This window comes from Methylobacterium sp. WCS2018Hpa-22 (assembly GCF_031843785.1).
Taxonomy (GTDB): Bacteria; Pseudomonadota; Alphaproteobacteria; order Rhizobiales; family Beijerinckiaceae; genus Methylobacterium.
On the sequence record NZ_JAVTJA010000030.1, the window covers coordinates 1 to 20,749 of the forward strand.

At 68.0% G+C, this 20,749-nt stretch carries 17 protein-coding genes; 7 read left to right on the top strand and 10 right to left on the bottom strand.

What is annotated here, in order from left to right; translation table 11 throughout:
- Positions 1–249 precede the first annotated feature (249 nt).
- Positions 250–639 (bottom strand): TIGR02300 family protein, encoded by a 390-nt coding sequence (locus RQI43_RS23980; protein ID WP_082470039.1) that lies wholly within the window; start codon positions 637–639, stop codon positions 250–252.
- A 249-nt stretch (positions 640–888) separates the two neighbouring features.
- On the opposite strand from RQI43_RS23980, the gene aroA reads away from it, so the two are divergent.
- Both aroA and cmk read left to right on the top strand, forming a co-directional pair.
- A complete protein-coding gene (gene aroA, locus RQI43_RS23985) occupies positions 889–2,238 on the top strand; it encodes a 3-phosphoshikimate 1-carboxyvinyltransferase (protein WP_056432674.1) in 1,350 nt (449 codons plus the stop codon).
- 4 nt (positions 2,239–2,242) lie between these two features.
- Entirely contained in the window at positions 2,243–2,875 is a 633-nt protein-coding gene (gene cmk, locus RQI43_RS23990; protein ID WP_056432676.1) for a (d)CMP kinase, read from the top strand.
- Between the two features lie 6 nt (positions 2,876–2,881).
- On the opposite strand, the gene RQI43_RS23995 is transcribed toward cmk, so the two are convergent.
- Complete coding sequence (locus tag RQI43_RS23995) at positions 2,882–3,322, bottom strand: DUF805 domain-containing protein (protein ID WP_311276832.1); 441 nt, start codon at positions 3,320–3,322, stop codon at positions 2,882–2,884.
- A gap of 16 nt (positions 3,323–3,338) precedes the next feature.
- On the bottom strand, positions 3,339–5,825 hold the full coding sequence (gene hrpB, locus RQI43_RS24000; protein ID WP_311276846.1) for an ATP-dependent helicase HrpB: 2,487 nt from the start codon (positions 5,823–5,825) through the stop codon (positions 3,339–3,341).
- A 215-nt stretch (positions 5,826–6,040) separates the two neighbouring features.
- Here hrpB and RQI43_RS24005 point away from each other — a divergent pair, with 215 nt between their 5' ends.
- Both RQI43_RS24005 and mutS read left to right on the top strand, forming a co-directional pair.
- Complete coding sequence (locus tag RQI43_RS24005) at positions 6,041–6,361, top strand: hypothetical protein (protein WP_056433123.1); 321 nt, start codon at positions 6,041–6,043, stop codon at positions 6,359–6,361.
- 133 nt (positions 6,362–6,494) lie between these two features.
- A complete protein-coding gene (gene mutS, locus RQI43_RS24010; RefSeq protein WP_311276833.1) occupies positions 6,495–9,242 on the top strand; it encodes a DNA mismatch repair protein MutS in 2,748 nt (915 codons plus the stop codon).
- A 52-nt stretch (positions 9,243–9,294) separates the two neighbouring features.
- On the opposite strand, the gene RQI43_RS24015 is transcribed toward mutS, so the two are convergent.
- Both RQI43_RS24015 and RQI43_RS24020 read right to left on the bottom strand, forming a co-directional pair.
- Positions 9,295–9,741: a response regulator gene (locus RQI43_RS24015; protein WP_311276834.1), complete on the bottom strand. Its 447-nt coding sequence runs from the start codon at positions 9,739–9,741 to the stop codon at positions 9,295–9,297.
- Positions 9,738–10,844: a PAS domain-containing protein gene (locus tag RQI43_RS24020; protein WP_311276847.1), complete on the bottom strand. Its 1,107-nt coding sequence runs from the start codon at positions 10,842–10,844 to the stop codon at positions 9,738–9,740. Before RQI43_RS24020 ends, RQI43_RS24015 begins: the two co-directional genes overlap by 4 nt.
- Before the next feature lie 376 nt (positions 10,845–11,220).
- Between RQI43_RS24020 and RQI43_RS24025 the strand changes: the two genes are divergently transcribed.
- Both RQI43_RS24025 and RQI43_RS24030 read left to right on the top strand, forming a co-directional pair.
- Entirely contained in the window at positions 11,221–12,597 is a 1,377-nt protein-coding gene (locus RQI43_RS24025) for an AmpG family muropeptide MFS transporter (protein ID WP_311276835.1), read from the top strand.
- 85 nt (positions 12,598–12,682) lie between these two features.
- Positions 12,683–13,645, top strand: coding sequence for an EcsC family protein (locus tag RQI43_RS24030; protein WP_056432698.1), 963 nt, complete (start codon positions 12,683–12,685; stop codon positions 13,643–13,645).
- A 9-nt stretch (positions 13,646–13,654) separates the two neighbouring features.
- Here RQI43_RS24030 and RQI43_RS24035 read toward each other — a convergent pair whose 3' ends face one another.
- Complete coding sequence (locus RQI43_RS24035) at positions 13,655–14,992, bottom strand: leucyl aminopeptidase family protein (protein WP_405030696.1); 1,338 nt, start codon at positions 14,990–14,992, stop codon at positions 13,655–13,657.
- A gap of 227 nt (positions 14,993–15,219) precedes the next feature.
- Here RQI43_RS24035 and RQI43_RS24040 point away from each other — a divergent pair, with 227 nt between their 5' ends.
- Positions 15,220–16,029, top strand: a complete 810-nt coding sequence (locus RQI43_RS24040; RefSeq protein ID WP_311276836.1) for a tetratricopeptide repeat protein — start codon at positions 15,220–15,222, stop codon at positions 16,027–16,029.
- Between the two features lie 63 nt (positions 16,030–16,092).
- Here the strand turns inward: RQI43_RS24040 and RQI43_RS24045 are convergent, their stop codons facing one another.
- From RQI43_RS24045 to RQI43_RS24060, 4 genes are read right to left on the bottom strand one after another with little or no spacing between them, the layout of a single operon-like run.
- Positions 16,093–17,055, bottom strand: coding sequence for a type II secretion system F family protein (locus tag RQI43_RS24045; RefSeq protein ID WP_311276837.1), 963 nt, complete (start codon positions 17,053–17,055; stop codon positions 16,093–16,095).
- Positions 17,056–17,060: 5 nt separating this feature from the next.
- Positions 17,061–18,029, bottom strand: coding sequence for a type II secretion system F family protein (locus RQI43_RS24050; RefSeq protein WP_311276838.1), 969 nt, complete (start codon positions 18,027–18,029; stop codon positions 17,061–17,063).
- Positions 18,026–19,474: a CpaF family protein gene (locus tag RQI43_RS24055; RefSeq protein ID WP_311276839.1), complete on the bottom strand. Its 1,449-nt coding sequence runs from the start codon at positions 19,472–19,474 to the stop codon at positions 18,026–18,028. Before RQI43_RS24055 ends, RQI43_RS24050 begins: the two co-directional genes overlap by 4 nt.
- Positions 19,475–19,501: 27 nt before the next feature.
- Positions 19,502–20,746 (bottom strand): AAA family ATPase, encoded by a 1,245-nt coding sequence (locus tag RQI43_RS24060; protein WP_311276840.1) that lies wholly within the window; start codon positions 20,744–20,746, stop codon positions 19,502–19,504.
- Positions 20,747–20,749 lie beyond the last annotated feature (3 nt).

The window sequence follows — 20,749 nt, forward strand, 5'->3', positions numbered from 1 at the left end:
CCGATGACCTCTTCCATGCCATGGAAGCGCTCTCCCAGCTGAGCTAAGGCCCCACTTCTGGGACCACCGCAACATGTCTCGCGGTGGTCGTTCCGCCAACCTGCCTTGCGGCGTCCGGCGGAGGCGGTTCTATATTCGGGCGCTTGCCCGGACTCAAGCCCCTATTCGCATTCACCGCCGAGAATTTTACGCGGCATAGGATTTTGCTGCGATCGCTCTCGGGGACGCAAAGGGTGCCGAGGTCGGGCCTCAGCTTTCCTCGTCGTTCTCGATATCGCCGTCGATGAGGTCGGCCACGTCGTCGTCGCCGGTATCTTCCTCCTCGAGGAAGGTGTCGTCGGCATCTGTCGAATCGGCATCATCGTCGCCGGTCGTGGTATCCGCCTCGTCCTCAGCGGCCTCGACCTCGTCGAGGGAGACGATCTCGGGACCGCCCTTCTCGGCATCCGTATCCTCGTCGTCGTCAGCCGGCACGGCTGCGGAGCGGGAGGCGAGCGCGGGAGCGGCCATGCGCGACGTGGCGGCGGCCTGATAGATGGTCCCGCATTTCGGGCAGGTCGCCGGATCTTTGTCGAGATCGTAGAATTTCGCGCCGCAGCTCATGCATTGACGCTTCAAGCCGAGTTCCGGTCTGGCCACGGGCGAACCTCTGATAGGGTTTTGGGAGAGGCGCCCCGTTAGTCGGGTGAAACCGTCCTGTCAAATACTCTCGTCAGGACACCCCGACTACCTGGGCCTCCGGTTTATCCGGATTTAACCGCCCGGAGGCCTCTCCGGGTCGGATGACGCCGCCCCGCCTGCGTGGTAACCGGCGCTACGATGTTCGCCGGCTGCATGGCCGGCCCCTGACGGCGCGACCGCGCCAGAAGCCGAAAAGTTGTCGATCCCGTGTCGCATCACTCCGAACCGCAGCCCCTGACCGCTTCCGCCGGCGCGCCCTTGCGCGGCGCGCTGCGGCCTCCGGGGGACAAGTCGATCTCCCACCGGGCGATGATCCTTGGCCTCCTCAGCATCGGCGAGACCCGTATCGAGGGATTGCTCGAAGGTGACGACGTGCTGCGCACGGCCGACGCCGCCAGAGCCCTCGGTGCGGGCATCGATCGCCTCGGGCAGGGCAGCTGGGCGGTGCGCGGCGTCGGCATCGGCGGGATGATGGACCCGGCCGGCGCGCTCGACTTCGGCAATGCCGGCACCGGCTCGCGCCTGATGATGGGCGTCGTCGGCGGGCAGGACGTCACCGCGACCTTCGACGGCGACGCATCCCTGCGCAAGCGCCCCATGCGCCGCATCCTCGATCCGCTGATCCGCATGGGCACCCAGGTGCTGAGCGAGGAGGAGGGCGGCCGCGTGCCGTTGACCCTTCGCGGGCCGAAGGAAGCCATTCCGATCACCTACGAGACCCCGGTCGCCTCGGCGCAGATCAAATCGGCGGTGCTCCTCGCCGGCCTGAACGCGCCCGGAACCACGACGGTGATCGAGGCAGCGGCGACCAGGGACCATAGCGAGCGCATGCTTCGCCTGTTCGGCGCCGAGGTCGCGGTGAGTCCGCACGGCCCGGGCGGCCACGGCCGCTCCATCGCCCTCACGGGCCAGCCGATCCTGCGCGGCACCGACGTGATCGTGCCGGCCGATCCGTCCTCCGCGGCCTTCCCGCTGGTGGCGGCGCTCATCGTCCCCGGCTCGGAGGTGACGATCAAGGGCGTGATGATGAACCCCCTGCGCATCGGCCTCATCACGACGCTGCTGGAGATGGGCGCCGATATCGAGCGCCGTAACGAGCGCGACGAGGGCGGCGAGACCGTGGCCGATCTCCATGTCCGCGCCAGCCGGCTCAAGGGCGTCGACGTGCCGGCCGAGCGGGCCCCGGCGATGATCGACGAATATCCCATTCTCGCCGTCGCCGCCGCCTTCGCCGAGGGCGTCACCCGGATGAACGGGCTGCACGAGCTGACGGTGAAGGAATCCGACCGCCTCGCCGCCGTGGCGGATGGTTTGCGCGAGAACGGCGTGACCTACCGGATCGAGGGTGAGGATCTCATCGTCGAGGGCGACGGCTCCGCTGCGCGCGGCGGCGGCACCGTCGCCACCCATCTCGACCACCGCATCGCCATGGCCTTCCTGGTGATGGGCCTCGCGACGAAGCAACCCGTGACCGTCGATGACGGTGCCATGATCGCCACCAGTTTCCCGAGCTTCCTGCCGACGATGCGGGCGCTCGGCGGCCGCATCGCGGAGTAGTCCCATGCCAATGGTCATCGCGATCGATGGACCCGCCGCCTCGGGCAAGGGAACCCTGGCCAAGCGCCTCGCCGCGCATTACGGCCTGCCCCATCTCGATACGGGTCTGCTCTACCGGGCCGTGGCCCTCAGCGTGATCGATGCCGGGCGCAACCTCGACGACCATGCCGCTGCGGCTCGGGCCGCCGCGACGCTGATCGCCGACCGCCTCGCGGATCCGCGCCTCCGGGAGCGGGCAATGGGAGACGCGGCCTCCCGCATCTCGTTGATCCCGGCCGTGCGCGCGGCTTTGCTCGCCTGGCAGCAGCGCTTTGCCGGCGGCGCCAGCGGCGCCGTCCTCGACGGGCGAGATATCGGCACCGTGGTCTGCCCGCAGGCGCAGGTGAAACTGTTCATCACCGCCGCCGCCGAGGAGCGCGCCCGGCGTAGGCATCTGGAACTCCTTCGACGGGGAGAGCCGGCGAGCCTCGGGGCGATCCTGTCCGACATCGTCGCCCGCGATGCACGCGACGCGCAACGCTCGACAGCCCCTCTCAAGGCCGCTCCCGACGCCGTTCTTCTCGACACCACCGATCTCGATGCGGACGAGGCCTTCGAAGCGGCGCGCGCGGTGGTGGACCGTGCACGGGAGCACTGACGCGGCTCAGTGCTCCGGCTCGAACCCGTAGCGGTTCGAGCCCGCCATGCCCGCCAGCCCCACGGTCTCGATGAGGAACCAGAGATTGAACCCGGTCATCGCCAGGGTGGCGACGATCACCGCCACCGGATAGGCGTCGGCGAGAGTCTCGATCGGGGCAAAGCCCGCGACGGTCACGAAGGCGTTGGGGAGCAGCCACCATCCGGTCCGCCCCCGGTCGTGCAGACGCCGAACCGTGGCGACCGTCACGAAAGCCCCGGCCCCGATGGTGCCTGCTGCCACCACGATCAGCGCCGCGGACCGCGCCTCCATCGACGCGACCAGGATGGCAATGCTTCCCGACACGACGACAAGCAGCAGCGTGCCGATCAATTGACGGTGATAGGCTCGGCGGGACAGGCGGCCTCGCGGATCGAAATGCGCCGCAGGCCAAGGAAAGCCCGTCATCGAGAAAAGCCCGTCATCATGTCCCCCTCGGCTTCACCCGCCGGGTCGGCGGCTCGGTCAGCGGGTCGTCCGGCCAGGGATGGCGCGGGTAGCGCCCGCGCATCTCCGCGCGCACGGCGGTCCAGGAGCCGCGCCAGAAGCCGGGCAGGTCCTTGGTGATCTGGATCGGACGCGAGGCCGGAGACAACAGGTGGAGGACTAAGGGCACGCGACCGCCCGCGATGGCGGGATGGCGGTCGAGGCCGAACAATTCCTGCACCCGGACGGCCAGGACCGGCCCGCCCTCGGCATCGTAGTCGATGGGGATGCGCGATCCCGTCGGCACCTCGAAATGGGTCGGGGCCTCTGTATCGAGGCGATGACGCATCTCCCAGGGTAGAAGCGCGCCGAGCGCGCGGCCGAGATCGTCTGCCGTGATGGAATCGAGGCTCACACGGCCCTCGATTTCCGGCGCGAGCCAGTCTTCCACCGACGCGCCTAATGCCTCATCCGAGAGATCGGGCCAAATCTCGCCCTCGGCAGCGCGGAGGAACGCCAATCGGGACCGCCACTGCGCGAGGGCGGGCGTCCAGGGCAGATTGTCGAGGCCGAGCCCGACGATGCCCCGCGCCAGGATCGCGGCCGAGGAGGCATCCGGTTTCACCGGCAGGATCCGCTCGCCGAGGGTTGCCGCGCCGAGACGGCGGGAGGCGCGTGCCCGCAGGGACCGGGCTCCCTTATCGAACACGACCTGGGTGACCGATTCGATCCGCTCTGCGAACAGCGTCTCGATCTCCTCCAGCGTGATCGCGGCGGCGGCGAGGATGCGCCCGGCAGCCGCCGTCCCGGAGATATCGGCCACCACGAGGAAAGGTTCGCGCGCGAGCGCCGAGGCCGGATCGAGCCGCCCGGCGCGGCCATTCGCCATCACGAACTCGCCGTCGCGGCCTCGCGAGCGGGCAACGCGGTCGGGATAGGCAAGGGCGAGGAGCGGCCCGGCCCCGAAGACATCCACGTTCCTGACTGCGCGAACGAATCCCCCGGCCTGCTCGGCCCAGCCTCGCGCCAAACGCCGCATGTCGGAGGCACGGGTTCCGCGGTCGCGGGCGAACCGATCGGCCCGGATGGAGAGATCGGCATCGTCGCCGCCGAGCCCGCGCTCCACCAGGATCGCGGCGAGGTCGGCAGCCTCCCGCGCCCGGCCGAATTCCGCCGCCGCGACCACCATCCGGGCCAAGCGCGGGGGGAGGGGGATGGCACGCAAGGCCCGTCCCGTCTCGGTGAGGCGTCCATCGCCATCGAGGGCGGCGAGGTCGCGCAGCATCGAGCGCGCTTCCGCCAGAGCAGGGGCCGGCGGGGTATCGAGGAACGAAAGGGTTGTGGGATCGGAGACGCCCCAGGCGGCGCAGTCGAGCAGAAGGCCGGAGAGGTCGGCGGCCAGGATCTCCGGCCGCGTGAAGGGTTCGAGGGCGCTGGTCGCCGCCTCCGACCACAGCCGATAGCAGATGCCCGGCTCGGTCCGCCCCGCGCGGCCGCGCCGCTGGTCCACCGAGGCGCGGGAGGCGCGGGCGGTGACGAGGCGGGTCAGGCCGATGCCGGGCTCGTAGAGCGGCACGCGGGACAGACCGGAATCGACCACGATCCGAACCCCCTCGATCGTCAGCGACGTCTCGGCGATGCTGGTCGCCAGCACGACCTTCCGGGTTCCGGGCGGAGCGGGCGCCACGGCGCGGTCCTGTTCGGCAGGGGGAAGGGCACCGTAGAGGGGCGCGATCTCAGTGCTCTCGTCGACCCGCTCGGCGAGGAGCGTCGCGACCCGCCGGATCTCGCCTTGTCCGGGCAGGAAGGCGAGGACCGAGCCGGGATCGGCCCGCAGGGCGCGAAGGATGGCGTCGGCCATCGCATCCTCGATCCGCCGGTTCGGATCGCGCTCCGCATGGCGTGTCTCCACCGGAAAGGCCCGCCCCTCGGATTCGACGATCCGCGCGTCGCCCATCAGGCGCGAGACCCGGGCACCGTCCAGGGTGGCGGACATGACGAGGATCCGGAGATCGTCGCGGAGACCACCCTGGGCGTCGAGCGCGAGGGCGAGACCGAGATCGGCGTCGAGGGAGCGCTCGTGGAACTCGTCGAAGATCACCGCGCCGATGCCGGACAATTCCGGATCGTCGAGGATCATGCGGGTGAAGACCCCCTCCGTGACCACCTCGATCCGCGTCGCCCGCGAGATCTTCGAGCCGAGGCGAACGCGCAGACCCACGGTCTCGCCCACGCGCTGGCCGAGGGTGGCGGCCATGCGCTCGGCCGCGCCGCGGGCAGCCAGGCGCCGTGGTTCGAGGAGGATGATCCGGCCCTCCGCGCCGAGCCATGGCGCGTCGAGAAGCGCCAGCGGGACGCGAGTGGTCTTGCCGGCTCCGGGAGGTGCCACGATCACCGCCGACGGGGCTGCTTCGAGCGCCGCGAGAAGGCGCGGCAGGGCCGCATCGATCGGGAGGGCAGCAGAGAAGAAGGGGTTCGTCGCCATCGCGGATGGGGTGGTGCGGGCAAGCGGTGAGATGCGCAACCCCGATTCGGCGCGGCGTCATCGATCACGTGCGGGATACCGGAATCATCCCCTCGTTCCGGCTCATTTACCGGCTTTTTGGTGGACAAACATGCGTTAAAAAAGAATGGGAACGGAGTCCGGGCGAACGACTTATTGCCTCGACGCGCGCGGCGCGATCCTAACGGATGGACTTGATGACCAAGATTGCCCTTGCTCTTGCAGCAGGAACCTTTTTCAGCGCTCTCGGCCTCGGCGCCGCCACTGCCGCCCCGGCCATGCCGAGCGCTCCCGTGATCGCCGGTGAGGCACTGACCACCGAAATCGTCACCCGCGGTCATCACCCGGGCTACGCCAGCCATCGCGGCATGCGGCATCGCCACCACCATCATCGTCACGGCATGCGCCATCGCCGCGCCCCCGCCGCCTACAGCCACGGTGATCCGAATTCCCGCAACCCGCAGCAGCCGGGCTACATGCAGCGCAAGGGCACCACGTCCGGCGGCCCGCGCTACTAAGCTGAGCGGCAGTATTTTCGTCGGAGGGGCCGGTGCGGAGACGCATCGGCCTTTTTTCGTCGCTCGGCGGTTCTCCCCAGATGATGCGGAAGGGAGCGCTGATCCGGTCCGGCCGGCTCTGCTATGGTGGGGCATGTCCCAGCGTGCAGTCCGCTCCAGTCCGAAGACCCATGCCACGGCGGAAGAAACCGTGAGCGCCTCGCCCCTCGACATCGCCGGCGCCACGCCGATGATGGCGCAGTATATCGAGATCAAGGCCGCCAATACGGATTGCCTCCTGTTCTACCGGATGGGGGATTTCTACGAGTTGTTCTTCGAGGATGCGGAAATTGCATCCCGTGCGCTCGGCATCGTCCTGACGAAGCGCGGCAAGCATGGCGGGGCGGATATCCCGATGTGCGGTGTGCCGGTGGAGCGCTCCGACGATTACCTCAGCCGCCTCATCGCCCTCGGCCATCGCGTCGCGGTCTGTGCCCAGACCGAGGACCCGGCGGAGGCCAAGAAGCGCGGCCCGAAATCCGTGGTGCGCCGCGAAGTGGTCCGCCTCGTCACCCCCGGCACGATTACCGAGGACCGCCTGCTCGACCCGTCACGGGCGAGCATCCTCCTGGCTCTCGGCCGCCGCAAGTTCTCGGAATCCGGCTACGCCTACGGCATCGCCGCCGTGGACATTTCCACCGGCCGGTTCTCCCTGAGCGAGGTTCCCGAAGGCGAGCTGGGTGCTGCCATTGCCCGGCACGATCCGCGCGAGATCGTGCTTTCCGAGGCGATCCACTCAGATCCGTCGCTGTCCGGGCTCTGGCGCGACGTGAGAGCCCCGGTCACGCCCCTGGCGCAGGCGGAGCTCGAACCCGCCTCGGCGGAGCGGCGGATCAAGGAACAGTTCGGCGTCTCGACCCTCGACGGGTTCGGGCAGTTCGGGCGGGCCGAACTCGCCGCCGCCGGAGCGGCCCTGCTTTACATCGAGCGCACGCAGATCGGCGCGCGGCCCGCTCTGTCTCCGCCGACGCGGGAGACGAGCGGCGCGACGCTGGCCATCGATGCGGCGACTCGCGCCAATCTCGAACTCACCCGAACCCTCTCGGGCGAGCGCACCGGCAGCCTGCTCGACGCCATCGACCGCACGGTGTCGGCCATCGGCGCGAGGCTGCTGGCCGAGCATCTCGCCGGCCCTCTCACCGACCTCTCGGCCATCATGCGCCGCCACGAGGCAGTGTCGTTCCTGGTGGAAGACGGCGCCCTTCGTCGAACCCTGCGCGACGCCCTGGCGCGGGCGCCCGACATCGCCCGCGCCCTCTCGCGGCTCGGCCTCGGGCGCGGGGGGCCGCGCGATCTCGCCGCCCTGCGTGACGGTCTCGACGCGGCCTTGGCGATCTCGCAGCGTTGCGGCGCGGTGAAGGCCTTGCCGGACGCCCTCGGCGCCATCGTCCAGCGGCTGGGAACGGTCGATGCCGACCTCGTCGAGCATCTGCGCGCGGCGCTCGCCGACGACCTCCCCCTCAACCGCCGCGACGGCGGCTTCGTGCGCGCCGGCTACGATGCCGAAATCGACGAGGCCCGGCTTCTCGGTCAGGATTCGCGCAAGGTCATCGCCGGGCTGCAGGCGCGCTATGCCGAGGAGACCGGCTGCCGCACCCTGCGGATCAAGCACAACAACATGCTCGGCTACTACATCGAGGTGCCGCAGGCCGTCGGCGAAAGCTGCCTCAAGGGCCTGATGCGCGAGACCTTCATCCACCGCCAGACCATGGTGGATGCCATGCGGTTCTCGAGCGTGGAACTGAACGATCTCGAAAGCCGCATCTCGGGAGCAGCCGACCGCGCTCTCGCCCTCGAGACAGAGGTCTTCGATGCACTGGCCGCTCGGATCATGGCCCAGGCCGAGACCGTCGCCGCCATCGCCGACGCCCTGGCCAGCCTCGACGTCACCGCCTCCCATGCCGAACTGGCGGTGGAGCGGGATTGGCGCAGGCCCTTCGTCGACGACAGTTTCAGCTTCGTCGTCGAGGGCGGCCGACATCCGGTGGTGGAATCGGCCCTGCGGCGATCCGGCGAGCCGTTCATCGCCAACGATTGCGACCTTTCCGGCGAAGGGCGCGGGCGCATCCGCCTCATCACCGGGCCGAATATGGGCGGCAAGTCGACCTTCCTGCGCCAGAACGCCCTCATCGCCGTCCTCGCCCAGATGGGCGCCTTCGTGCCGGCGACCCGCGTGCATCTCGGCGTGGTAGACCGGCTGTTCTCGCGGGTCGGCGCCGCCGACGATCTGGCGCGCGGGCAATCCACCTTTATGGTCGAGATGGTGGAGACGGCCGCGATCCTGAACCAGGCGAGCCGGCATTCCCTCGTCATCCTCGACGAGATCGGCCGGGGCACGGCGACGTTCGACGGCCTCTCCATCGCCTGGGCCTGCCTTGAATACCTGCATGAGCAGAACGGGTGCCGCGCGCTGTTCGCGACCCATTTCCACGAACTCACGGCCCTGAGCCAGCGTCTCACGCGGCTCGACAACGCGACGCTCAAGGTCGCCGAGCACAAGGGCGAAGTGGTGTTCCTGCACGAGGTCGTGCCCGGCGTGGCCGAGCGGTCCTACGGTCTGCAGGTCGCCCGTCTCGCCGGCCTTCCCGCCGGGGTCATCGCCCGGGCCGGCTCTATCCTGAAGAACCTCGAGAAAGCCGAGCGCGACCGTCCGACCCGTCCCCGCATCGACGATCTGCCGCTCTTCGCCAGCCTCGCGCCGCCGCCCATGCCGGAAGTGCAGGTTCCGACGCGCGAAGACCCTTTGCGTCAGGAACTCGATGGGATCGATCCCGACGCATTGACGCCGAGGGAGGCGCTGGAGGTTCTCTACCGCCTGAAGAAGGCAGCGCGCGAAGCGTGACGACGAGACCGGAAACGGATCGAGCCTTCGGTCCCGGCGGCGGCCGAGGCGGCTACAACTCGTGGCCCGGTGCACCGCGGGTGGCGAGCCGGAACCCATCCAGCCCGTCCGCTTCAGGCTGGCCGCCGGCCCGTAGCGCGGCCACGTAACGAAGCGCGCCGGCGACGGCGCGCTCGGAATAGGGCTTGGCGATGACTCCCAAAGCCCCGGCGAAATCCGCCGGAATGCGTTTGTCGTTGGCGGTCATGAACACGACGCTCGTGCGCGGGTCCGAGCTGAGCGTCCTTGCCACATCGATGCCTGTCGGACCGTCGATGAGGTGAATGTCCACCAGGGCGATATCGGGCACCGTGGTACGGCCAAGTTCGATGGCCTCAGCGGAGCTTCCCGCCACGCCGACCGTGACATAGCCCAGGTCGTCCAGCAGACATTCGAGTTCGAGGGCGATGAGCGCCTCGTCCTCGACGACGAGAATGCGCAATCCGGGTACGTGGCTCACCCTGCCTGTCCCATCGCAGCTTCGCGCGGTGGGGCTGCGGTCGGCTTCCTGATCTCGTGCTGCAACGGAATGACGATCTCGACGCGCGTCCCCGTTCCGGGCTCGTGCCAGGTGATGACGCCGCGCAACTGTTTCACCACCATCTCGACCAGGGAACAGCCGAACCCGGCTGGGTTCGACACGCCCGCCGTCCGACCGACACCGTCATCCTCGATCAGGAGACGCAAGCCGGTCTCGCATTGGCGGGCGGAGATGGAGACGCGCCCCTCCCGGTCATTGGGGAAAGCGTGGCGCACGGCATTCGTAGCAAGTTCGTGGAGCATGAGCGCCAGAGGCGCCGCGATGGCGGCCGGCAACGAGATCGGATCGATCTCGGCCGTGACCGCGGTACGCGCCGGATCGATGCTGGCGGTGAGATCGGACAGGAAGTCGTCGGCGAACTCCTCCAGGTTGAACCGTGTCACGTCTCCGGCCGAATAGAGCATGCGATGGACCATGGAGAGCGCCCCGATCCGCTCGGCCATGCCCTGAAGGGCGTCCCGCGCCTCGCCCTGGGGGGTTCGCCGCGCCTTCAGCAAGACCAGGGAGGAGATGACCTGCAGGTTGTTCTTGACCCGGTGATCGACCTCGTGAAGGAGCGCGGTCTTCTCGTCCAGGGCGGCCCTCAGGTCGGCGGTCTGTTCGTTGACCTGCCGTTCGAGTTCGTCGTTCGTCCCCTTCATGGCGAGCTCGAGCACGTGTTTCTCGGTCATGTCGGCCTGGGCGGCGTAGTAATAGACGAGCTCCTCCGCATCGTTGCGGACCGGCGTGATCGTCATGGCGTTCCAGAAGGAGGTTCCGTCCTTACGGTAGTTCTGAAGCTCCACCTCGATGGGTACCTGCCGACGCACGGCCTCCCGAATGCGATCGATCGCCCGAGGGTCGGTATCGGGTCCCTGGAGCATCCGACAATTATGGCCCTCCAACTCCTGCCGGGTATAACCGGTGAGATTCAGAAAGGCGTCGTTGACCCAGACGATGGGGTTGTCGGCGAGGCGGGGGTCGGTCACCACCATGGGCGTGGGACTGGCAGCGAAGGCCATGGCGAACATCTTGGCATCCATGAGGGCATTACCCACCGGACGGAGTTCGGCCGAAACCGGGTTGTTGCTGCTGTCCATCATCCTGACATCACGCCTACGCCGCCGCTCGAACGATGACAGCACTTCGACGGTACTGACCGACCCGACCGCCCCAAGAGATAAATCGAGGCCGATCTGCCCCGTCACTTCGACTCGTCAGGTCGAAATATGTCCCATTGCAAGCCAATAGCTACCTACAAAGACCACGCACTCTTTAAGTTCCTGGTGACCATTCTTCACCCCTGTCACACGGGGCCGCTGTCGCCGCGACGCATCGTGGCAATCCAACGGGCGATCCACCCACCGACGAGCATGGCAGCCGACCTTCAAGGGTCATAAGCCTTCAGGAGTTCCACGAATGGCTCAAAGTGCAGCGGTAGCGGGGAAGACGCGCTCCAAGCTCGCCATGCGGGATATCTTTGAAGATCCCCGCATCATCCTGATGCTGGCCCTCGGCTTCTCGTCCGGCCTGCCGCTGCTGCTCGTGCTCGGCACATTCTCGACGCGGCTCGCCTATTCGGACGTGGACATCAAGGCGATCGGCCTCTTCAGCTATCTGGCGCTCCCCTACACCCTGAAATTCCTCTGGGCGCCGCTCATCGACCGTTTCGACGTGCCGGTCCTCAGCGCACGCATCGGCCGCAGGCGCTCGTGGATGATCGCGACGCAGGTCGCCGTCGCCCTCTCGCTCTCGCTCATGGCCACGGCCAACCCGGCGAGCAGCCTCGTCCTCCTCGGCCTCGGCGCCTTCCTCGTTGCGATCTGCGCCGCGACCCAGGACGTCGTCATCGACGGATGGCGCATCGATGCCGCCGGCACCGATCTGCAGGGCGTCATGGCGGCGACCTCGAACCTGGGCTACCGTCTGGCGCTGATGTGCGCCGGGGCCGGTGCCCTGTTCATCGCAGACTGGGCGGGATGGTCGGTCGCCTATTTCAGCATGGCCGCGCTCATGGGTGTGGGCATGATCGCCGCTCTCCTGGCCCCCGCCTTCGACAGACAGCATGACGAGGATCCGGAGGCCAAACCGGCACGGCCCGATGGTGCACCGGCAAAGGTCTGGTCCTTCCGTGGCGCCGTGCTGGAACCCCTGACCGAACTCCATACCCGCCTCGGCCCGAGCCTGTGGGCGATCCTCATCCTGGTCGCGTTCTATCGCATGCCGGATTTCATCTCCGGCGTCATGGCGAGTCCGCTCTATCGGCAGATCGGCTTCACCCTCACCGAGATCGGCGCGGTGTCGAAGCTCTACGGCATCTGGGTCGGCATTGCCGGCGCCTTCGTCGGGGGCTGGGCGATGACCCGGCTCGGCCTGTTCCCCACCCTCGTCATCGGGGCGTTCCTTGGGGCGGCGTCGAACCTGTCCTTTTCCTGGCTCTCCTATGGCGGGCCTGAAGTGTGGCGGCTGACGGCGGCGATCTCCATCGACAATTTCTGCGGATCCTTCGCCGGAATGGCGCTCATCGCCTACATGTCGAGCCTGACGGCACCGGGCTTCGCGGCGACGCAATACGCGCTGTTCTCGTCGCTCTACGCGCTCCCGGGCAAGCTCGTGGCCGGCACGTCGGGCTTCATCGTCGCCAGCTACGGCTATCCCGTCTTCTTCGCCTTCACCGCGGCCGTGGGCATTCCGGTGGTGATCCTGTGCTTCTTCGTCGGACGCGCCGGCGAGCGCAGCGCAGCGCGGCCCGCGCCGCCGCCGAGACCGCGGCCTCGGGCGACACCGAGAGCGTGAGCGGGAACCATTCTGCGGGCCTCACGCTTGCTTCCGGCGATCGGCCCGGCGCGCCGGCACCCGAAACACGGATGAGACCCCAGTCGTGAGCAACATCTCCCTCGTCGACGATACCCGCTCCACCCCGGCGGAGACCGCCACCGGTTCGAACCTCAGTGATGCCGACCGTGCGGCCCTCGTCGGAGCCGTCCGCACCTTGGAGACGCCGGGACTCGCCGCGCGGCTGTCCTCGGTGGCCGGAGCGCCCCTCGACATGATCAGCCGCAGCCTTCCGGCTCCCGTGACGGAAGCGGTCTCGCGCGCCACCGAGGGGGCGATGCGGACGGCCCTGCGCGTGGCCCTCGCGACCCTGCCCGAGGCGCAGAAGACGATCGTCCCGGCATCGGCCGCCGGAGCGACCGGCTCCGCGGTGGTCGATGACCTCCCCACCCCAGCAGCCTCCACGGCGGGCGAGCGTTTCGCGCGCTTCTTGCCCACCGGGGATTTCGGGCACAAGGCGATGGCGGCCCTGTCCGGCGCGGTCGGCGGCGCGTTCGGCATCGCGACGCTGCCGCTGGAACTGCCGGTCTCGACAACGTTGATGCTGCGTTCCATCGCGGAGATCGCTCGCGAAGAGGGCGAAGACCTGTCGGACCCGGAGAACGCGCTGGCCTGCGTCCAGGTCTTCGCGCTCGGCGGACGCAGCGGTGCCGAGACGGCGCTGACGGAAAGCGGATATTTCGCGGTGCGCGCGGCTTTGGCCAAGACCATGTCGGAAGCGGCACGCTATGCCGGCAACCGCGCCCTGCTCGACGAGGCGGCTCCGGCCCTGATCCGCTTCTCAACGCAGATCGCCGCGCGGTTCGGTCTGGTGGTCTCGCAGAAGGTCGCCGCGCAAGCGGTGCCGATCCTCGGCGCCGTCGGCGGGGCTGCCGTGAACACCGCCTTCATGAACCATTTCCAGGCGATGGCGCGCGCCCATTTCACCGTGCGCCGTCTGGAGCGGACCTATGGCAAGGACGTGGTGCGCGTCGCCTACATTGCCGAGAAGGCACAACTCGCGGCCTGAAGGCGCCCGCTAACGGGCCGGATAATGCTCCTTCAAGAGGGTATAGACGAGGCGGGCGGTCTGGACCTCGCCTCCTTCCGGCCGGCCTGGTTTTGTCGAGGGATTCCAGCCGTACAGGTCGAAATGCACATGCGCCCGCGTCGCCGGCGCGAACCGCCGCAGGAACAGAGCCGCGGTGATCGCGCCGGCGAAGGGTCCGCCGGACACGTTGTTCAGATCAGCCACCTTGGAATCGAGCAGGCTCGCGTAGGGCTTGTGGAGCGGCAGCCGCCAGACCGGGTCGGCGGCCTCGTCACCCGCCTTCGACACGGCCGTGGCCAGTGCGTCATCCTCCGTGAAGAAGGCCGGGAGATCGGGCCCTAGGGCGACCCGCGCCGCTCCGGTGAGGGTCGCGAAATCGATCAGCAGATCGGGCTTGTCCTCATCGGCCAAAGCGAGGGCGTCAGCGAGGATCAGGCGCCCCTCCGCATCGGTGTTGCCGATCTCCACGGTCAGCCCGGCGCGGCTCTTGAACACGTCGCCCGGCCTGAAGGCGTTGCCCGCGATGGCGTTCTCCACGGTGGGAATGATGAGGCGCAGGCGCAGGTTCAGACCGGCGGCCATGATCATCGACGCTGCGGCAAGGGCGGCCGCCGAGCCGCCCATATCCTTCTTCATCAGCAGCATGCCGCTCGACGGTTTGATATCGAGGCCGCCCGTATCGAACACGACGCCCTTGCCGACGAGGGTGACTTTCGGCGCGTCCTCATCCCCCCAACTCATGTCGATGAGGCGGGGCGCGCGGGGGGAGGCCGCGCCGACCGCGTGGACCAGGGGAAATTCGCGAGCGAGATCCGACCCCTCGGTCACCGAGATCAGTGCGGAATGTTCCTCCGCCAGGGCCCTGGCGACGGCTTCGATTTCTGCTGGGCCGAGATCGTTGGCGGGAGTGTTGACGAGGTCGCGCCCGAGGGCGACGACCTGGGAGATCCGATGGATCTCGGCCGCGTCGACGCCTTCCGGCGATACGAGGAGCGGTCCCTTCGGTATCGGCTTGCGGTAGCGCGTGAAGCGATAGCTTCCGAGCAGCCAGGCCAGGGAAGCGGCCTGCATGTCGAGGGAAGCCCTCGGTTCGAGGCGGTAGGTTCCGGGCGGCAGCAGCGAGGGCAGTTTGCCCGCGAGGAACGGATCGGCCCCGTCGCCGAGGCCGAACAGGATCCGTTCGATCGTCCCATCCTCGGCGGGAAGAAGCGCCACCCGCCCGGCTTTCGGCAGGAAGTCGGTCGCTTTGGCGAAGGCCCTGTGCCTCGGGCCGAGCTCCGCTTCGAAGCCGCTCCACTCGTCGCTCCGGAGGCAGCAGATCGGCAGGGCGGAGGGATCGTCGGCGCTGAGATGGGACAGGATGGATTCTCGGGGGCGTTGCGTGGCGCGGCCGGCTGATCCGCTGAAGCCCTAAAGTCGGGTTAACCGGCGATTAGGGTTAACGGTCTATCACTGCGCCACCGGTGGCGTGAAGCGTCGACCGGCAGGCTCGTGCGGAGCACGTCATGGTGTCGTTGCGTTCAGACCAGCCTCATCCGGGTTCACCGACTCCCATGCGGTTGCCGCTACGCCTGGCCGGCGTGGCGCTGCTCGGCCTTCTGGCGAGCGCCTGCCAGTCGCGCTCTCCGGAAACCACGGGCTCCATCGGCGGCTTCTCCATCAAGAATTTCGGACGGGGGCCGGACCGCAACGTCGTGAGCCTCGGCGACGTCGACGCGCTCGGTCAGAAATACAATGCCGACCAGAACGATGTCGGCCTCGCCCTGCGCTATGCGCAGGCACTCAGGGCCACGAACCAGAAGCCCCAAGCCGTGGCGGTGCTTCAGCAGACGGCTCTGCGCAACCCGAAGAATTCGGCCGTTCTGGCCGCCTACGGAAAGGTCCTGGGGGAGGTCGGGCGCTTCACCGAAGCCGCCGAAGTGCTCCAGAACGCCCATACCCCGGCGCGGCCGGATTGGCGTGTCCTGTCCGCACAGGGCGCGGTGGCCGACCAGATGGGCGACCATGTCCGCGCGCAAGGCTTCTATGAGGCCGCCCTCAAGATCCAGCCCAACGACCCCACCGTCCTCTCCAATCTCGGACTGTCCTTCGCGCTGGCAAAGCAGCTCGACCAGGCCGAGGCGGTGATGCGCGTCGCCGTGGCCCAGTCGCGCGCGGATGCACGCGTGCGCCAGAACCTCGCTCTGGTCCTCGGATTACGGGGTAAGATCGCGGAGGCGGAAGAGGTCACAAGCGGCGACCTGTCTCCGGAAGATGCGGCGGCCAACGCCGCCTCTCTGCGGGCCATGTCCGCCCCGGTGCGACAGCCCAGAGCCGCGAAATACCCCGGACGTTCGCCGGCCGGCGAGTTCCCGCCGGGCTGAGGGACATCCCAATCGCTCCGAGCAGAGCGGCGGACCACGCTCCCCTGAGAAGCGGATACGACCTCAGCGGTAGATCTGGATGATTGCCGGCGTCAGGATGACGACGAACAAAACCGGCAGGAAGAACAGGATCATCGGCACGGTCAGCTTCGGCGGCAGGCCGGCTGCCTTCTTCTCCGCCTCGTTCATGCGCTGGTCCCGGCTCTCCTGGGAGAGCACGCGAAGGGCCTGACCCACGGGCGTGCCATACCGCTCGGCCTGGATCAGCGCGGTCGCGACCGCCTTGACGGCATCGAGGCCCACGCGGTTGGCGAGGTTTTCGAACGCCATGCGCCGATCCGGCAGATAGGACAGTTCCGCTGCCGTGACGGCGAGCTCCTCGGCCAACGCCACCGACTGGGTGACGGTCTCGATACTGACCCGGCGGATGGCGTGCTCCACCGACATGCCCGACTCGACGCAGATCAGCATGAGGTCGAGGGCGTCGGGCCATGCCGCCCGGATCTCGGCCTGGCGCTTCTTGGTGGCGTTGATGAGGTAGAGTTCGGGTGCCTTGATGCCGACCAGCAGGGCGGCGATGACCATCATGAAGCGGACGGTGACGGAGTAATCCAGGATCTTCAAGACGAAGAGATAGACGATCGCCGCCAACCCGACCGCGATGGGCATGACCATCCGGAAGAACAGGAACCCGGTCTCGGCGCCGGGCGAACGGTATCCCGCCATCACCAGTTGCTGCCGAGCGGTGTCGGTGCCGAGCCAGCGGCTCAGGTTGAACTGGTCCACGACCCGCTTCATGTAGGCTTTCGGTGCCACCCGCAGCGTCGACCTGTTGTTCAACCGGTCCCGCTCGCGGCGGCGCAACTCCTCGCGCTCCTCGCCGATGAGCTTCATGCGCTTGTTGAGCTTGTCGGGCTCCAGAAGCGGCTGCAGCAGGGCGAAGGCCGTCGCGGCGGCCGCCACGCCGGCCAACACCATGCCGATGAAGCGCGGGTCGATGAGCTTTTCGCCGATGACGGACAACATGGGCGTCAGACCTCGAAGCTGATCATCTTCTTCATCACGAAGATCCCGATCGACATCCAAATCGCAGAGGCGACGAGGGCCATCTTGCCGGTATTCGTCGTCCAGAGCAGCGCGACGTAATCGGGGCTGGAGAGGTAGGTCAGGACCGCCACGACGAAGGGCAACGCCGCGATGATACCGCCCGACGCCTTGGCCTCCATGCTCATGGCCTGGATTTTCCCCTCCATCTTCTTTCGTTCACGCAAGACCCTCGACAGGTTGCCGAGAGCCTCCGACAGATTGCCGCCGGACCGGCCCTGGATGCCGATGACGATGGCGAAGAAATTGACGTCGGAGACGGGCACCCGCTCGTACATCCGCACCATGGCGTCGCCGAGAGTGAGACCCATGGTCTGGGATTCCACCACCTGGCGGAACTCGCCACGGATCGGCTCCTGAGCTTCCCGGGCGATGATCCGGAAGCAGTCGCCCACCGGGATGCCGGAGCGCACGCCGCGGGTGATGATGTCGATGGCGGTCGGCAGTTCGGTGATGAAGGCCTTGATGCGCTTCTTACGCAGGAAACTCAGCAGCCATAGAGGCAGGCCGAAGGCGCCGGCGAAGAGGCCCGCGAGAGTCGCGAGCGTATGCGCGGTGAGGACGAAGACGACGAGACCGGTGACGACGGCCATGAGTGCGGAGACGGCGTAGAATTTCTGCTTCGTCCAATCCAGCCCGGCGCGGGCGATCTTGAGCTCGAGCGAGACCTTCGTCCCGCCGCGCTTGGCCTCCACCTCCTTCAGGCTCCTGGCCACCTGCTCACGCCGGCTCGCCGTCGCCACGCGCTGGGCAGGGGACGTCACCACGCTGACGGCCTGCCTGCGCTTGGCCGCGCGGCTCTCGCCCGACAGGAGCGGCGTCAGCACCACATAGGCGACAGCCCCGGCGGCGATTGCCGCGAGCCCGACGGCGAGGGGCATCTGCAGCCCGTTCATGGGGTGACGGCGCCGTCTGAGGCCGCGTCGAGGGCGGCCGCCAGGGCCTTCTCCTCCCCGTAATAGCGCGCGCGCTCCCAGAAGCGCGGACGGCCGATGCCGGTGGAGCGATGGCGTCCGAGAAGCTTGCCGTTCGCGTCCTCGCCCAGCACGTCGTAGACGAAGAGGTCCTGGGTGATGATGACGTCGCCTTCGAGGCCCAGCACCTCGGTGATGTGCGTGATGCGGCGCGAACCGTCGCGCAGGCGCGTCGCCTGGACGATGATGTCGATGGATCCGACGATCATCTCGCGCAGGGTCCGCGACGGCAGGCTGAAGCCGCCCATCGTGATCATCGATTCGATACGGGCCAGGGCCTCGCGCGGGGAATTGGCGTGGAGCGTGCCCATCGAGCCGTCATGGCCGGTATTCATGGCCTGGAGCAGATCGAACGCCTCCGGGCCGCGCACCTCGCCGACGATGATCCGCTCCGGCCGCATGCGCAGGCAGTTTCTCACGAGGTCGCGCATGGTGACCTGCCCCGACCCTTCCATGTTCGCGGGCCGGGTCTCGAGGCGGACGACGTGGGCCTGCTGCAGCTGCAGCTCGGCTGCGTCCTCGCAGGTGATGATCCGCTCGTCCTCGTCGATATAGCGCGTCAGGCAGTTCAGCAGGGTGGTCTTGCCCGACCCCGTGCCGCCGGAAATGACGACATTGCAGCGGACGCGGCCGATGATCTGGAGGATCCGCGCGCCTTCGGGCGAGATCGCCCCGAAGGTCACGAGCTGGTCGAGGGTGAGCTTGTCCTTCTTGAACTTGCGGATGGTGAGGACCGGCCCGTCGATGGCGAGCGGCGGCGCGATGATGTTGACGCGGGACCCGTCGGGCAGGCGGGCGTCGCAGATCGGCGAGGATTCGTCGACGCGCCGGCCGACCTGGCTGACGATGCGCTGGCAGATGTTCATCAGCTGCTGGTTGTCGCGGAAGCGCACATTGGTCAGCTGGATCTTGCCACCGACCTCGATGAAGGCTCGGTTGGCGCCGTTGACCATGATGTCGGCGATGTCGTCGCGGGCCAGAAGCGGCTCGAGCGGCCCGTAGCCGAGCACGTCGTTGCAGATGTCGTCGAGGAGTTCCTCCTGCTCGGCGATGGACAGGACGATGTTCTTGAGGCCGATGATCTCCGAGACGATGTCACGGATCTCCTCGCGCGCCGATTCGACGTCGAGACGCGACAGCTGCGCCAGATCGATGGCCTCGATCAGCGCGCCGAAGATCATGCTCTTGGTGCGGAAATAGTCCTCCGACTTCACCGTCTCCCGGACCGGGACGGGCCGCTCCGCCTGCGGTTTCTTCGCCTCGGCGGCATGGTCGTCGAAGACCGGGATGGAGGCCGATGGCTTGGGTGTCGACGGAACCGCGATGGTGGCCGCGACCGCCGTGCCGGTGCTCCTCCTACCGAACATGACAGGGCTCCTCACGGTTCGGGTCCATCAGGACGCCTTGCGTCGGGACAACCGGGACAAGAGGGGCTCGAACAGCTTCCCGCGGGGGCGGCGCGCCTCGGGGCGGCCGATCATGCGTGCGGCGAGTTCGGAGAACACGTCCGACGCCTTGGCGCCGGCCTGGACCTCGGCGATCATCTGGCCGTTATTCGCCGCCGTGCCGAACAGGGCGGGGTCATAGGGAATCGTCGCCGTCAGCGTGGCGTCCAGGGCCTTCGCGAACTCGCCGGCCGAGATTTCCGGCCGCTTCGGCACGCCGACGCTGTTGAGGACGATGCGCGGACGGGCGTCGTTCGGCCTGTTCTGCTGCAGCAGGGTCAGCAGGTTCTTGAGGTTGCGCAAGGAGGCGAGTTCAGGCTGGGCGACGAGGATGATCTCGTCGGACGAGATCAGCAGGCGCCGGGTCCAGGCCGACCAGGTATGGGGGACATCGAGGACCACGCAGGGCACGGCCGCCCGCATCAGGTCGATGAGGTTGTCGAAGGAGGTCTCGTTCAGGTCCGTCGTCCGGTCGAGGGTGGCGGGCGCGGAGAGAAGCGAGAGATTGTCGCTGCATTTCGAGAGCAGCCGGTCGAGGAGGTTGGAATCGAGGCGCTCGGGCGCGAAGACCGCTTCGGCGATGCCCTGCGGCGGATCCTGGTTGAAGTTGAGGCTCGCCGACCCGAAGGCGATGTCGAGATCGGCGATGACGGTGGCCATCGCGTGCTCGCGTGCCACGGTCCAGGCGAGGTTGTGGGCGATGGTGGACGAGCCGACGCCGCCCTTGGCGCCCACCACCGCGATGGTGCGCCCCACCGGCCGGGCGCCGGGCGCAGTGAACAGGTCGGACAGGGCCTGGATCAGGACGACCGGCTCCACCGGCGCCATCAGGTACTCGCTCACGCCGCGCTGGATGAACTGGCGGTAGAGCTGCACGTCGTTGACATGGCCGATGACGACGACCTTCGTCCCTTCGTCACAGACTTCCGCCAGGGAATCGAGGATCTCCAGGGGACGCGACTTCGCGCTCTGCGTCTCGATGATGACGACGTTCGGCGTGGGCGCGTGACGGAACGCCTCGACGGCGGCGGGACCACCGCCCATCTGGATCTTGATCTGCGCCTTCTGCAGCCGCCTGTCGCTCCCGGCCGCCTCGATCGTCGCGGCCGTTTCGCCGGTCTCGCAGAATGCCTGGATCGTGATCCGCGGCACCGGAGCGATGATGCGCTCGGGTGACTCGTTGATATCGGGCATGGG